The sequence below is a fragment of the Winogradskyella bathintestinalis genome (assembly GCF_030407435.1).
GTDB lineage: Bacteria > Bacteroidota > Bacteroidia > Flavobacteriales > Flavobacteriaceae > Winogradskyella > Winogradskyella bathintestinalis.
Map to the genome: position 1 here is coordinate 464,225 of NZ_JASDDK010000001.1, position 14,753 is coordinate 478,977.

Below are 14,753 nucleotides of genomic sequence, written 5' to 3' on the forward strand. Positions count from 1 at the left end.
TTCAAAAAATTAAATGGTCTTTCGACTTTATTTTTAACGGATCTACCGTATAACTTGTGATTATTTGTGGAATGGCTTGTAATTTATTCAAAATGAGTTTTTCATTCACATTTTGTATTTCGTCTGAAATCTTAATGAAGTAATCTACTTTTTGATATTCGGAAATTAAATTGAAAGTTTTAAGTACTTTTTCACTCTCCGTAAATAAAGTTCCACTACTAGACAAACTATCTTCTTCCCGCTTACATACGTTAGAAATTAAATTCCACATTATGTATTCTGTTTCATTATTCCATTCAAAAATGCTGTATGACGACTCCAAATATTTAAAGTCTAAATCTTTCTCTTTTCGCTTTAATTTTAGATCTAATTGTTTATTAAGCAAATAAGCTAATCGATAATCTTCTATCCTACAATGAATAGCAATTAATTTGTAAGAATCATCGATAAAATCATCAACCTGAAGTTTGTGTAAAGCCATACATTTATAACTTTGATAACAACTAAATTTTCTAATTAAACTATTAGAAAATTTTTTATTTAAACTCGTATAATTCGTAAATATAATATAATAAAAGGGTAATTTTATTAAGAATAGGTTAAGATTGACTAGTAAAATCTACGAAAACGTTATCGTATGATTCGTTCAAAATATGGACAGAACTGAATTTAGTTTAACTTTGTAATTTCATTTTGAAATGCAAAAAAGGCACGTTTAGATGCTTTTTCTTCAGCTTTTTTCTTTGAAGTCGCTCGAGCTTTTGAAATAACTTTGTCATTAATAAGCAATTTTACTGAGAAGTGTTTAAGCTCATCATTACCGGTATCTTCATAGACTTGGTAATCAAAGGTATTTTTCTCTTTTTGGCACCACTCTATCAATAGACTTTTATAACTAATAACTTTACCTTCTAAAGCTTCTATATCAATGTGCGGATCAATAACACGTTTATATATAAACTTTTCGCAAAAACTGTAGCCTTTATCTAAATAAATGGCACCAACTAATGCTTCAAATAAATTGCCATGAATATTATTACCAAAATTAGACTTCGGAATTTTACTTTCTACAAAATCTATAAGACCTAATTCTTCACCTAACTTATTTAGATGTTCTCTACTTACAACTTTAGAGCGCATCTTGGTAAGGTAACCTTCGTCACCATGTGGTACTTTTTCGAATAGATAAGCAGCAATGACAGATCCAAGAATAGCATCGCCAACAAACTCTAAGCGCTCGTAGTTAATAACATTACCTTTATCGTCCTTAATATTCATAGAGCGATGCGTAAATGCTGTTAAATAAATCGATGGTGTTTTAGGCTTAAACCCAAGTATTTTCTTGAGTTGTAAAAAAAAATCCCCGTTCTCATGAGAGCGGGAATTTAATATGTTACGAATGAAGCTCATTCGGGATTTAATCTAATTTTTTAAATAATACACAAGCGTTGTGTCCGCCAAATCCAAAGGTATTACTCATTGCGATTTTAATATCTCGTTTCTGAGGTTTATTGAGCGTTAAATTTAATTCTGGATCTATGTTTTCGTCCACCGTTTCATGATTAATTGTTGGCGGTATAATACCATGCTCTAAGGCTAAAATAGAAGCAATAGCTTCAACAGCTCCAGCAGCACCCAACAAATGACCTGTCATAGATTTTGTAGAATTAATATTTATATTTTTAGCGTGGCTTCCAAATACTTCAGATATAGCTTTTAATTCGGCAACATCACCTAAAGGTGTTGATGTACCGTGTGTATTTATATGATCTACATCTTCAGGATTTAAACCTGCATTTTCTAAACAATTTTTCATTACTGCGACCACACCAATACCATCAGGATGTGGTGCTGTCATATGATAAGCATCAGAAGATAAACCTCCACCTACAACTTCCGCGTAGATTTTAGCTCCTCTGGCTTTAGCATGCTCATACTCTTCTAAAACAATCGCTCCAGCTCCTTCACCTAATACAAAACCATCACGGTTTGCATCAAATGGTCGCGAAGCCGTTTTCGGATCATCGTTTCGAGTACTCATAGCATGCATAGCATTAAATCCTCCCATACCAGCAATAGTAACTGCCGCTTCACTTCCTCCTGTTATAATCACATCACAATGACCTAAACGAATAGTGTTTAAAGCATCGATCATAGAATTGGCAGAAGATGCGCATGCAGATACGGTGGTATAGTTAGGACCCATAAAACCATATTTTATAGATATATTTCCTGGGGCTATATCAGCAATCATTTTAGGAATGAAGAAAGGATTAAAGCGAGGAGTTCCGTCACCAGCAGCATAGTTTAACACTTCTTCCTGAAATGTTTCTAAACCACCAATACCAGCTCCCCAAATTACTCCTACTCTTAACTTGTTTACCGCATCAAGATCAAGTTTAGAGTCCACAATGGCTTCATCTGAAGCAACCATTGCGTACTGCGAAAACTTATCCATTCGCTTTGCTAATTTCCTATCAATAAAGTCAGTAACTTCAAAGTTTTTTACTTCACAAGCGAATTTCGTTTTGAACTTTTCTGGATCAAAATGTGTGACAGTTGCGGCACCACTCTTTCCATCAATTAGAGCATCCCAATATTCATCCTTGGTATTTCCTATTGGCGTAAGTGCACCTAAACCCGTTACTACGACTCGCTTTAATTCCATAAAAATAGAGGTATTATTTTGCTTCTTCTATATAAGAAACCGCTTGACCAACTGTTGCAATGTTCTCTGCTTGGTCATCTGGTATTTGAATATCGAATTCTTTTTCGAATTCCATTATTAATTCTACAGTATCTAATGAATCCGCTCCTAAATCGTTAGTGAAGCTAGCTTCAGTTACAACTTCGTTTTCATCAACACCTAATTTATCTACGATAATCGCTTTTACTCGTGATGCAATGTCTGACATAATTTTTTAATTTTAAGTTTTAATTTAGATGGCAAAAATAAAAAACTTTATTTGAATAATCATCTTTACCGATAAAATGTGTTTTTAATTTAGTAAAAATAAAGATAAAGTATTTAGTTTTTGCTCTTAATTGTTAATTATTATTCTTTTTTTTGTTTGAATCTATAGAAGAAATATACCTGTAAATGAAATGAGCTTAAACAAAGGTTGCAGTGCATTCTGTAATTTTTGAATTAGTGAATTCCATCATACAATAATTTAAAATATAAACTAATTGATGAAACGTATTGTAATTTTTGCGTCCGGAAGCGGCTCTAATGCTGAAAATTTAATTAAGTTTTTTCACAACAGCGATAAGGCGTCTGTTATTCAGGTACTAACCAACAATCCTCATGCCAAAGTTTTGGATCGCTGCAAAAAATTAAATGTTAGCGCATTGTCTTTCAACAGAATCGCCTTCTCAAAATCCGAAGATGTCTTAAATATTTTAAAAGCAGCTCAACCAGATCTCATTATTTTAGCTGGTTTTCTATGGAAATTTCCAGCATTCATTTTAGAAAATTTTGAAAATAAGGTGATTAATATTCATCCTGCATTGTTACCTAAATATGGGGGGAAAGGCATGTATGGTAAATATGTACATGAAGCTATTGTAACTAATAAGGAAACCGACACTGGCATCACCATCCATTACGTCAATGAACATTATGATGAAGGAGCTATTATTTTTCAGGCCAAATGCCCAGTTTTATCGACAGACTCTGTCGAAGATGTGGCTGAGAAAATTCATTTGTTGGAGATGGAGCATTTTCCGAGAGTAGTTAATGAGTTATTATTAAATTAATCAAATGTCATGTTGAGTTTTTTGAAACATCGTTTTGAGATTCTTTATTTCATTCAGAATGACAACAGAGATTCCCGTTTTCACGAGAACTAAAGATGAGTAAAAAGAAGAAAAAATATTACACCGTTTGGAAAGGTCACAAAAAAGGAGTCTTTAATACTTGGAACGATTGTAAAGTTCAAATAAAAGATTTTCAAGGTGCACAATACAAATCATTTTCCACACGCGAGGAAGCCGACAAAGCTTTAAAAGGGAATTACTTTGATTATATAGGAAAATCTAAATCCTTTAAAAGTGGACTTTCTGAAGCCGAACTTAAAAGAATCGGACTGCCTAATCATAATTCTATTTCAGTAGATGCCGCTTCAAGTGGTAATCCTGGCATCATGGAATATAGAGGAGTCGATACCAAAACCAAAAAACAACTTTTTATTCAAGGGCCATTTGAACAAGGTACCAATAATATTGGTGAGTTTTTAGCCTTGGTACATGGGTTAGCATTTTTAAAACAGCACAAAAGTACACGTATAATGTATACAGACTCAAGAACAGCAATGAGTTGGGTCCGTAAAAAAACCTGCAATTCAAAATTAGAGCGTAATGCTAAAAACAAACCCGTTTACGACTTGGTAGATCGCGCAGTGCAATGGTTAAAAACTAATGAATACTCAACTACAATTGTAAAATGGGAAACTAAAGCTTGGGGTGAGATTCCTGCTGATTTTGGAAGGAAATGACACTAAATGTTTCACATTACCTATTTTACTAGTCTATTAATTTTACGAATTCATTGAACAAAAAAATCCAATAAAAAATGGATTAGTAATTAAATCTTCTTTTAATTACTAACCCATTAATGAGATTATTTCTTTTTCTTAATATTACTTAAGTATAACTTTTTGAGTAAGCTTCTGTTTACCGTTCGTTAACTTAACGATGTAAATACCAGTGCTTAAATGTGCCACATCAATTTCATTAGTATTAGATCCTGTTTCTAAACTAGAACGCATCACTAAACGTCCTAAACTATCATAAACACCCATTTGAGTTGCTTGCAATAATTGTCCTTTTACAAAAATTTTCTGATTCGCTGTATATAAGTTAAGACTATTGAGTTCCTTATTAATTTGAGATAAGGATACATTACCTATGCGTAAATAAAATCTTCCAGTTCCTGAGAGGGCTGTATTGGTCACAAACGTATAGTTAGCATCATTTAATAAGGTAAATGTATTTGTCAAATTATCTTCAAGATATATTTCAATATCGCTTGATAACGTAGAATTCTCAATGCTAAACTTTACTTGTTCACCTTCTTCAACCTTAAGTCCAAGCGGAATAATCACCTCTCCATTTAAAGTTTCTAAACTTTGGATTGCCATACTGGCGCCTTCATTATCTTCAACTAAATGAGAATATAATGAAAAACTTAATGATGACTCTCTAAATAATTTCGCATCATAGCCAAGATCTAAACCTTGAGTAGAAAAATTATTAAAATAAATCTCCGTGGCAAAATCTGCATTTGCATGTTCTGCCTTTAATCTCAACATCTGGTGAGTATTTTCAACTCTTCCCGCTATAAAATCGTCCGAACCGCTAAATAAGCGCATCGCTGGTGTAAAACTAATATCGTGAGTTGTAGTACCAGCATTAGCCAATAAAAACCCTTGACCCGGAGCTATATTTAAAGCTGTATTGGTTAAATAGTTTATTATGGTAAAATCACCGATGGTTCCAGGACCAGATGACGCACCATTATTATAAGCATATATTGCCGTAGATGCTGGGTCTAAATTAGATTCATTTGCAGTTAAAAATGCTTGAGAATCTATGTAAGTAGGATAAGGATTCCCAACCGAATTCCATTTATAATCGTCAACTGTAGTAATACTTACTGTTTCTGTACCTGTAGAAATTGTACCAGTAAATCTTAAAGTCTGACCACTATTTGTAGCCGCTCTGTAACCAACAGCACGTTCTAAAGAAACCGCTAAATCTGTAGCAGTATCATAATTTATGTAAGCTTTTTGAACATTACTGTAAGGTCCAAAAGCATATAATGTACCTGAAGTAGGCATATACTCAGAATTAGCTGTTGTTGCAGTACCATCCGTATTATAGGCTAAAAAATCACCAAAATTAGCATCTACAGCTTTCACTGGTAATGATATTAAATCATTTCCACCACCTGCTCCAGAACCTACAACATTAACATATCTATCATAATTAACCACCGTTCCAGAAGAAATACTTCCTGTTTCATCCAAAACAGTTGCAAAACGATTTGAAGTTGACTTAAGGTTTAATTCAGTAGCATCTAATGTGGTGCCAGATTTTATAATCATGGATGTCCCAGCAGTTACAGTCATTTTACTAGACAAATCCTGAGCACCAAGACATAAACAAAAAATTGATAGTAAAGCAAGAAAGCGATATTTCATATTAATCCATTTTTTATAGGGTAACACGCAATAAACACCAATAATTTTTAATTTTCAAGAAAATAAACATAAAATTCATAAACCAATCTGAATCAAATTAGCTTATAATTATGATTTAATATTCTAAAAAGCTATCATCAGAAAAATAACAAATAAAAATATTTTTCCTACAAGGCCTAACAAACACATCTAAAGCGCTCGTAATAAATTATTTAAATTAAATAACAAATAGATTATACTCTTAAAACCCGCCTAACAGTGTGGCTTCAGAATTTTTAAATTAGATATTTTACAAATTTTAATGTTTATTTGTCCTTATGTTAAAGTTAATTAATTTAAAGTTATGAAATCCATTTTAAAATTTTTAGGCGCATTTTTAATATGCACCACTGCAAGTTTTGCCCAAGTTGGTATAGGGACGGAAGATCCAGCTGAGTCTAGTATATTAGAATTACAAAGCACAGATAAAGGTTTGTTACTGCCAAGACTTACAACTACACAACGTGATGCAATTTCTGGATCAGTAGAAGGTCTCACAATTTATAATACCACTACCGAGAGTATTGAGGTATATGAATTAAGTTCAACAAGTTGGAAACGTTTATCTGCAGAAGAAGATGGCATACCGTCTTTAACGATGTATAGAAATATGAATGGAGCAAATCTAGTAACATCAAGCAATAGTACTAATTTTGATCAGTTCCCTTTAGGAACTAGTCATGTTTTAGATAATGACAGTGATTATTTTGAAGTTGTAGGTAATGGTAAAATAAAAATTTTAAAAGCAGGAGTTTATTCAATTAATGCCAGTTGGGCGACTAGAGATTTAGAGTCTGGGAGTGTAAAATATATTTTTGCAGTATTTAAAAACGGAATTCGCACTGGGTATATGGCAAGGGGTGCAGTTAATCTACCTTCAAATGATTATTTTGGGGCTTCTGGAACATTTCAACATGTATTTGCTGCAGATGATATCTTAGATATCAGTTATTATATTGGTAACTCTGCTAGTGACGTCCCTGGCGATTTATTGCATATTGGCATCGTTAAATTATAATTTAACGTACATTATATAATATTAAAAAAGCTGCAATTCTAAAAATTGCAGCTTTTTCGTATTAAAACCTAAATGAATAGCCTATTTCTTGAAAATTTAATAATTCATAATGAATTTATTATAAATAATAAATCACAATGTGTATTGTAAAACTTCATGTTTCACAAGGAATAATTTTTACGTAAATTTGCCCTTTAATTCAAAATACTTTTATGAGTAAATTAGTGATTGTTGGTACTGTAGCCTTTGATGCCATTGAAACTCCGTTTGGAAAAACCGATAAAATCCTTGGTGGAGCAGCAACATATATAGGTTTATCAGCTTCAAATTTTAACGTAGATGCTGCAGCCGTTTCTGTAGTAGGTGGCGATTTCCCTCAAGAATATTTAGACCTTTTAAAAAATAGAAATATTGATATTGAAGGTGTAGAAATTGTAAAAGATGGTAAAACATTTTTTTGGAGCGGTAAGTATCACAACGATATGAATTCACGCGACACTTTGGTGACCGAGTTGAATGTTTTAGAACATTTTAAACCTATAGTTCCAGAAAGTTACAGAGATTCAGAAGTGGTAATGTTAGGTAATTTGCACCCTCTGGTACAGCAAGGGGTTCTAGACCAAATGACAACAAAACCTAAGTTAGCCATTTTAGACACAATGAATTTTTGGATGGATATTGCACTCGACGATTTACGTTCTGTAATAAAGAACGTTGATGTTATAACAATTAATGATGAGGAAGCGAGACAACTAACTGGTGAATATTCTTTAGTGGTTGCCGCAAGAAAGATACATGATATGGGTCCTAAATATGTAGTAATAAAGAAAGGAGAACATGGAGCTTTATTGTTTCATCTTGGTAACGTATTCTACGCTCCTGCTTTACCTTTAGAAGAAGTATTTGATCCGACTGGCGCTGGTGACACCTTTGCTGGTGGTTTTGCTGGTTATTTAGCTAAGACTGGTGATTTCTCGTTTGAGAATATGAAAACCGCCGTCATATATGGATCGACCTTAGCTTCGTTTTGTGTAGAGAAATTTGGCACAGAGCGCATGGAGAACTTAACAGATAAAGAAATATACAAACGATTAGACCAATTTAAGAGTCTAACGCAATTTGATATAGAATTAAATTAAACTTATGCGCTCATTATTGAGCGCTTTTTTTTTACACATTATGAGCGATGCTTTAAAACATGAGTGCGGTATTGCACTTATTAGACTTTTGAAACCTTTAGAATACTATAAAGAAAAGTATGGAAGTGCATTTTATGGTGTTAACAAGATGTACTTAATGATGGAAAAACAGCACAACCGTGGCCAAGATGGTGCTGGATTTGCAAGTATAAAATTAGATGTAAAGCCTGGTGAACGTTACATTAGTCGTGTGCGCTCTATTGCGCAGCAGCCTATACAAGATATTTTTGCTCAAATTAATGAACGTATAAATACCGAATTAACTCAGCATCCTGAATACCAAAACGATGTTGATTTACAAAAAAAGAACATTCCTTATATAGGAGAAGTTTTACTAGGCCATGTGCGCTATGGCACATTTGGAAAAAACAGTGTTGAAAGTGTTCATCCCTTTTTAAGACAGAACAATTGGATGCACAGAAACCTTATAGTGGCTGGTAATTTTAACATGACAAATGTTAACGAGCTCTTTGATAATCTTATAGAAATCGGACAACACCCAAAGGAAAAAGCGGACACCATAACTGTTATGGAAAAAATCGGCCATTTTTTAGATGATGCCGTCTCAAAAATATATAGAGATCTTAAAAAAGAAGGTTATAATAAAAATGAATGTTCACCATTAATTGCCGAACGTTTAAAAGTTGGTAAAATTTTAAAAAGAGCAGCGAAAAATTGGGATGGTGGTTATGTTATGGCAGGCTTATTAGGTCATGGCGATTCTTTCGTTTTAAGAGATCCTTCTGGAATAAGACCGGCTTACTATTACAAAGATGATGAAATCGTAGTAGTAGCCTCAGAGCGTCCAGTAATCCAAACTGTTTTTGATGTACCTTTTGAATCCGTAAAAGAACTAGATCCTGGCCACGCCATCATCACCAAAAAGTCTGGCGCCACTAAAATTAAAAAAATATTAGAACCTTTAGAACGTAAAGCTTGCTCTTTTGAACGTATTTATTTTTCTCGTGGTAGTGATGCAGAAATTTATCAAGAACGAAAAAAATTAGGGCGATTACTAATGCCGAAAGTTCTTGAAGCCATTAACAATGATACCAAAAATAGTGTGTTCTCATATATACCTAATACTGCTGAAACTTCGTTTTATGGTATGATAGAAACTGTTGAAGATCACCTGAACGAACAGAAAACAAAATCAATACTTAATGGAGGCGGCAAACTATCTGCCGAAAAGGTTACAGAGATTTTATCGGAACGACCTAGGATAGAAAAAATAGCCATTAAGGACGTTAAATTAAGAACTTTTATTACCGAAGATAGCAGTAGAGATGATTTGGTGGCGCACGTTTATGACGTGACTTATGGTGTGATTAAACCTACGGACAATTTAGTCATTATTGATGATAGTATTGTGAGAGGTACAACGCTTAAGAAAAGTATCATTAAAATGATGGATCGATTGAACCCGAAAAAAATTGTAGTCGTATCCTCCGCACCACAAATTCGTTATCCAGACTGTTATGGCATTGATATGGCCAATTTGGAAACTTTAATTGCGTTTAGAGCAGCCTTAGAATTATTGAAGGATAATAATCAATATCATATTGTTGAAGACGTTTATAATAAATGTCTTGAACAAGTAAATATGAAGGACAAAAACGTTGTGAACTACGTAAAAGAAATATACGGCAACTTTACAGATGAAGAGATTTCTGATAAGATATCTGAATTACTTGGCGGAGACAACATTAAATCCGAAGTCAAAATTATTTTCCAACCTGTAGAAAATTTACATAAGGCTTGTCCAAAAAATTTAGGGGATTGGTATTTTACAGGGAATTATCCAACAGCTGGAGGAAATAGGGTCGTAAATAGAGCATTTATTAATTTTTATGAAGGCAATAAAGAGCGCGCTTACTAAATTCATGGTCAAAACATCGCTTTATCCGACAATAACTGTGTTTTGTCGGATTTAAATGTATTTTGTCCGATTTTTGGTTGGTTTTAGCATTTTACATTTACATTGGTATCACCATAACATAAGTAGGTTAAGTTCATGGTAGATTTGGGGCAAAAAAAGGTGAACTTCGTTCGCCTTTTTTTATGCCTTCAATTAAAGACATACCTAAAATTAAATATCTGATAATAGATAACAATACTACCTAAAATATCAGAATCGTAGTACATTCCACGCTTAGACTAATATATAGGTCGTTTATCCAAAAAATTGAATGTGTTTAAAATGTCCACCTATATTTGACTCACCATAACATAAGTAGGTTAAGTTTATGGTAGATTTGGGGCAAAAAGGGTGAACATCTGTTCGCCCTTTTTCATTTTTAATTACAAGGAAGTAAGAATCTGATCAAGCAGAATTTATTTTTTAAAACATAAAAAAACCGAGTCTTTCATAAAGCTCGGTTTTACATTTTATAAGATTGCTATAGCTTATTTAGCTTCAGCATAACGTCTTTCAACTTCATTCCAGTTAATTACATTAAAGAAAGCTTCAATATAATCTGGTCTTCTGTTCTGGTAGTTCAAATAGTATGCATGTTCCCAAACATCTAAGCCTAAAATTGGCGTACCACCACAACCAACTCCTGGCATCAGTGGATTATCTTGGTTTGGCGAAGAACATACTTCAACCTTTCCTCCTTTGTGTACGCACAACCATGCCCAACCAGACCCAAACTGCGTGGCTGCAGCTTTAGAAAATTCGTCTTTAAAAGCATCAAAAGAACCATATTTGGCCTCGATTGCATCCTTTAAGTCACCAGATAAACGACCTTTCTCAGGATTCATAATCTCCCAGAATAAAGAATGGTTATAAAAACCACCTCCATTATTTCTAACAGCCTTATTATCTTTATCTAAATTAATTAGAATATTTTCAATGGTTTTTCCTTCTAAGTCTGTGCCTTTAATTGCATCATTTAATTTGTTAGTATAACCTTGGTGATGTTTAGTATGATGAATCTCCATAGTACGCGCATCAATATGCGGTTCTAAAGCATCATAAGCATATTTTATTTTCGGTAATTCGAAAGCCATAATATTTTTATATTTAATTGGTTAATAATTTGTTTGTACTCAAATTTACGATTTTGTCCATGATTTTCTCTTAATAAACTATTAAGATTCCCTATTTTGGTATAAAATTTATCTCTTGCAAAATTCAACCTTCAAAATATACAATGCTTCAGCTGGCAGTGGAAAAACCTTCACGCTCGCAAAAGCCTATCTCAAAATTTTAATTCAGGCTAAAAGCTACGATCAATTCAAAACGATTTTAGCTATAACCTTTACTAATAAAGCGGTAGGCGAAATGAAGGAACGAATTATTACAATGCTAACATCTTTTTCACAAGAAAAAAGTCTCTCTCAGCCGCACCCCATGTTTGAAGCTATTTGTATAGAATTAAATATTCAGCCAGAGATACTTCATAATAAATCTAAACACATCTTAAAACATATTATTCATAATTACGGTGCTTTCGATATTTCTACCATTGACGGATTTACGCATAGAGTAATTAGAACTTTTGCTCACGACTTAAAAATACCGATTAATTTTGAAGTTGAACTCGACCAAGAACGTCTCCTCAACGAAGCTGTTGATAGTTTGATCGCCAAAGCTGGAAGCGACAAAACCCTAACTAAAGTTTTGGTAGATTTTGCAATTGAAAAAGCCGACGACGATAAAAGTTGGGACATTAGTTACGATTTTAATAAAATTTCGAAACTATTGGTGAACGAAAATGACCTACTTGCTATCCAAACTTTAAAAAATAAATCGTTCGATGATTTTAAAATTTTAAAACAACAATTATTACAAGAAATTAATCAATTAGAGGAAGATATTGTTCAAACAGCAAACACTGCTTTGATTTTAATTGAAGAATCGGGATTACAATTTAATGACTTCAACAGAAGCTCACTTCCAAAACATTTTGAAAAATTACGTGATCGCCAATTCACTGTAGGTTTCGATTCTGCTTGGCAAAACGATTTAATCGAAGGAAGAACATTATATCCAAAACGGGTATCAGACGTAGTAGCTTCAACCATTGAAAATATTCAACCACAATTAGCGACGTATTTTTCCGATTCAAAAAAAGCACTTTTCAATATAAAACTTAAAAAAGGCTTTTATAGAAACATCACTCCACTTTCAGTTTTAAACGCTATAAAAAACGAATTGGATGTTTTAAAAGCTGACCAAAATAAAATGTTGATTTCAGAATTCAACACAATAATAAGTAATGAAATTAAAGACCAACCTACTCCATTTATTTATGAACGCTTAGGTGAAAAGTTTAAACATTATTTTATTGATGAGTTTCAGGATACGTCTAAAATGCAATGGGACAATTTGGTACCATTATTAGATAATGCATTATCCGCATCGCACGGTAAAGCCATGTTAGTTGGCGATGCCAAACAAGCGATATATAGATGGAGAGGTGGAGAAGCTGAACAATTTATTAAATTATATAATAAAGTTGATAATCCATTTCAGCTCGAAGCACAAGTTTTGCCTTTAGAAACCAATTACCGCAGTGCAAGATCGGTTATTGAATTTAATAATGCGTTTTTCAATTATTTGAGTGAAACTTCGTTTAGTGAAGTTGCTTATGCTGATCTTTTTAAAAAAGCACAACAAAAAACACATAGTGCTTCAGAAGGCTACGTGCATTTAAATTTTTTGGATATTCAGAAAGATGATGATAAGTACGAGTTATATGCTATGGAAGCGTTAGAAACCATCAAACAATGTGAAGCTAATGGATTTCAATTAGATGATATTTGTGTTTTAGTGAGAAAAAGAAAAGAAGGTGTTGCCATTGCCAACTATTTAAATGAAAAAGGTATTAAAATCACCTCGTCGGAGACATTACTTTTAAAAAATTCAGCAAAGGTTTCCTTTATTAATTCATTTTTAAAATTACTCATTCAACCCACAAATGACAGTTTAAAAATTGAAGTTCTCTCTTATTTAGCAGAACAATATCAAATTAAAGACAAACATCAATTCTTTGTGCCTTATCTTAAGAAGAATCTAGAGGAAACGTTTTTAATGTTTAAAGACCTGGATATTTTTATTGATAAAAATCAATGTCTTCAATTCCCACTTTATGATTTGGTGGAGCACATTATTAGACAATTTCATCTCAATGAAGCATCAGACGCCTATGTTCAGTTTTATTTAGATGTCGTTTTAGAGTTTACTCAAAAAATAAATGCTGATGTTGCCGCTTTTATAAATTATTTTGAAAATAAAGCTGATAAGTTAAGTGTTGTCACCCCAGAGAATATGAACGCGGTTCAGATTATGACCATACACAAGTCTAAAGGCTTAGAATTCCCTGTAGTAATATTTCCATTTGCAGATCTTAATATCTATAAGGAATTAGAGCCAAAAGTTTGGTTTCCTGTTGAAGCCAATAGTTATAATGGTTTTAGCACTTTATTACTTAACTATAATAAAGATATAGCACATTATGGAGATATTGGAAATCATATCTACAATACACACCAATCGCAATTAGAACTCGATAATCTCAATTTACTTTATGTTGTTCTAACAAGAGCTGTTGAGCAACTGTATATTATTTCTAAAAAAGATATTAAATCTAATGGTGAAGTCAATAAAGACACCTATGCCGGCAAGTTTATTAACTTCTTGATTTATGAAGATAAATGGAATGACGGACTATTAAATTATAGTTATGGTGCATTAAAACCAAATAAAACTTTAGTGAAAAAAGAAATTACGCCTAGCGCGTTGCAACTTATTTCAGTCCCTAAAGAAGAACACAATTTAAATATTGTAACCAAATCTGGTTTACTTTGGGATACGCAACAAGAAACAGCTATTGAACGTGGAAATTTAGTTCATTTAATTTTATCAAAAATTCAGACCGTTAAAGATGTTGATCTCGCATTTAAGGAATTACTAATTTCTGGTGATGTAACTTCTGATAACAATGAAAAATTAAAAGCCTTAGTCTTAGAGGTTTTAAATCACCCGAAATTAAAGTCTTTTTACAAAGACAATTTTAAGATTTACAACGAACGTGATATTATTACGAGCTCTGGTCAACTACTTCGACCAGATAGATTAAATATTAACTCTAAAAATGAAGTGGTAATTATGGATTATAAAACTGGTGAGGCACAAGAAATTTATGCGATACAACTTAATAATTATGCGTCTATTTTAAATCAGATGAAATTTACCGTAACCCAAAAACTAATAGTTTATATAAATGACTCCGTTGAAGTTCTCGAAGTCTAAAAATCCTACTATCTTTGTTTTAATTCAAAATTAAA

Annotated in this window: 12 protein-coding genes; 6 read left to right on the plus strand and 6 right to left on the minus strand. The window is 32.7% G+C overall.

The window, feature by feature from the left end:
* Window position 1 precedes the first annotated feature (1 nt).
* The 4 genes from QMA06_RS01815 to QMA06_RS01830 all read right to left on the minus strand — a co-directional run bounded on the left by QMA06_RS01815 (window position 2) and on the right by QMA06_RS01830 (window position 2,915).
* Window positions 2-481, minus strand: a complete 480-nt coding sequence (locus QMA06_RS01815) for an IPExxxVDY family protein (protein WP_290205146.1) — start codon at window positions 479-481, stop codon at window positions 2-4.
* A gap of 188 nt (window positions 482-669) precedes the next feature.
* On the minus strand, window positions 670-1,410 hold the full coding sequence (gene rnc / locus QMA06_RS01820) for a ribonuclease III (RefSeq protein WP_290205147.1): 741 nt from the start codon (window positions 1,408-1,410) through the stop codon (window positions 670-672).
* A gap of 7 nt (window positions 1,411-1,417) precedes the next feature.
* Window positions 1,418-2,668, minus strand: coding sequence for a beta-ketoacyl-ACP synthase II (gene fabF, locus QMA06_RS01825; protein ID WP_290205148.1), 1,251 nt, complete (start codon window positions 2,666-2,668; stop codon window positions 1,418-1,420).
* A 13-nt stretch (window positions 2,669-2,681) separates the two neighbouring features.
* Window positions 2,682-2,915: an acyl carrier protein gene (locus tag QMA06_RS01830; RefSeq protein WP_013750595.1), complete on the minus strand. Its 234-nt coding sequence runs from the start codon at window positions 2,913-2,915 to the stop codon at window positions 2,682-2,684.
* A 277-nt stretch (window positions 2,916-3,192) separates the two neighbouring features.
* Between QMA06_RS01830 and purN the strand changes: the two genes are divergently transcribed.
* Together purN and QMA06_RS01840 are read left to right on the plus strand one after the other, a co-directional pair.
* Window positions 3,193-3,759 (plus strand): phosphoribosylglycinamide formyltransferase, encoded by a 567-nt coding sequence (gene purN, locus QMA06_RS01835; RefSeq protein ID WP_290205149.1) that lies wholly within the window; start codon window positions 3,193-3,195, stop codon window positions 3,757-3,759.
* A gap of 95 nt (window positions 3,760-3,854) precedes the next feature.
* Window positions 3,855-4,496 (plus strand): ribonuclease H family protein, encoded by a 642-nt coding sequence (locus tag QMA06_RS01840; RefSeq protein WP_290205150.1) that lies wholly within the window; start codon window positions 3,855-3,857, stop codon window positions 4,494-4,496.
* Between the two features lie 144 nt (window positions 4,497-4,640).
* On the opposite strand, the gene QMA06_RS01845 is transcribed toward QMA06_RS01840, so the two are convergent.
* Complete coding sequence (locus tag QMA06_RS01845; protein ID WP_290205151.1) at window positions 4,641-6,203, minus strand: T9SS type A sorting domain-containing protein; 1,563 nt, start codon at window positions 6,201-6,203, stop codon at window positions 4,641-4,643.
* Window positions 6,204-6,546: 343 nt separating this feature from the next.
* On the opposite strand from QMA06_RS01845, the gene QMA06_RS01850 reads away from it, so the two are divergent.
* From QMA06_RS01850 to QMA06_RS01860, 3 genes are all read left to right on the plus strand, one after another.
* Window positions 6,547-7,260, plus strand: a complete 714-nt coding sequence (locus QMA06_RS01850; protein ID WP_290205152.1) for a hypothetical protein — start codon at window positions 6,547-6,549, stop codon at window positions 7,258-7,260.
* Between the two features lie 212 nt (window positions 7,261-7,472).
* Window positions 7,473-8,399 carry a PfkB family carbohydrate kinase gene (locus QMA06_RS01855; RefSeq protein ID WP_290205153.1) on the plus strand — a complete coding sequence of 309 codons (927 nt, stop codon included), beginning with the start codon at window positions 7,473-7,475 and terminating at the stop codon, window positions 8,397-8,399.
* A gap of 40 nt (window positions 8,400-8,439) precedes the next feature.
* The gene (locus tag QMA06_RS01860) at window positions 8,440-10,338 is read left to right on the plus strand and encodes an amidophosphoribosyltransferase (RefSeq protein ID WP_290205750.1); all 1,899 of its coding nucleotides are present in this window, start codon (window positions 8,440-8,442) and stop codon (window positions 10,336-10,338) included.
* A 527-nt stretch (window positions 10,339-10,865) separates the two neighbouring features.
* Here QMA06_RS01860 and QMA06_RS01865 read toward each other — a convergent pair.
* The gene (locus tag QMA06_RS01865) at window positions 10,866-11,471 is read right to left on the minus strand and encodes a superoxide dismutase (protein WP_290205154.1); all 606 of its coding nucleotides are present in this window, start codon (window positions 11,469-11,471) and stop codon (window positions 10,866-10,868) included.
* 115 nt (window positions 11,472-11,586) lie between these two features.
* Here QMA06_RS01865 and QMA06_RS01870 point away from each other — a divergent pair, with 115 nt between their 5' ends.
* Complete coding sequence (locus QMA06_RS01870; RefSeq protein ID WP_290205155.1) at window positions 11,587-14,718, plus strand: UvrD-helicase domain-containing protein; 3,132 nt, start codon at window positions 11,587-11,589, stop codon at window positions 14,716-14,718.
* The last annotated feature ends 35 nt before the right edge of the window (window positions 14,719-14,753 follow it).

Bases quoted from the DNA above. Each gene is read 5' to 3' on its own strand.
- QMA06_RS01850 (WP_290205152.1), top strand. From the start codon at position 6,547: ATGAAATCCATTTTAAAATTTTTAGGCGCATTTTTAATATGCACCACT.
- QMA06_RS01815 (WP_290205146.1), bottom strand. From the start codon at position 481: ATGGCTTTACACAAACTTCAGGTTGATGATTTTATCGATGATTCTTAC.
- QMA06_RS01860 (WP_290205750.1), top strand. From the start codon at position 8,440: ATGAGCGATGCTTTAAAACATGAGTGCGGTATTGCACTTATTAGACTT.
- QMA06_RS01865 (WP_290205154.1), bottom strand. From the start codon at position 11,471: ATGGCTTTCGAATTACCGAAAATAAAATATGCTTATGATGCTTTAGAA.
- rnc (WP_290205147.1), bottom strand. From the start codon at position 1,410: ATGAGCTTCATTCGTAACATATTAAATTCCCGCTCTCATGAGAACGGG.
- QMA06_RS01830 (WP_013750595.1), bottom strand. From the start codon at position 2,915: ATGTCAGACATTGCATCACGAGTAAAAGCGATTATCGTAGATAAATTA.
- QMA06_RS01845 (WP_290205151.1), bottom strand. From the start codon at position 6,203: ATGAAATATCGCTTTCTTGCTTTACTATCAATTTTTTGTTTATGTCTT.
- QMA06_RS01855 (WP_290205153.1), top strand. From the start codon at position 7,473: ATGAGTAAATTAGTGATTGTTGGTACTGTAGCCTTTGATGCCATTGAA.
- purN (WP_290205149.1), top strand. From the start codon at position 3,193: ATGAAACGTATTGTAATTTTTGCGTCCGGAAGCGGCTCTAATGCTGAA.
- QMA06_RS01840 (WP_290205150.1), top strand. From the start codon at position 3,855: ATGAGTAAAAAGAAGAAAAAATATTACACCGTTTGGAAAGGTCACAAA.
- fabF (WP_290205148.1), bottom strand. From the start codon at position 2,668: ATGGAATTAAAGCGAGTCGTAGTAACGGGTTTAGGTGCACTTACGCCA.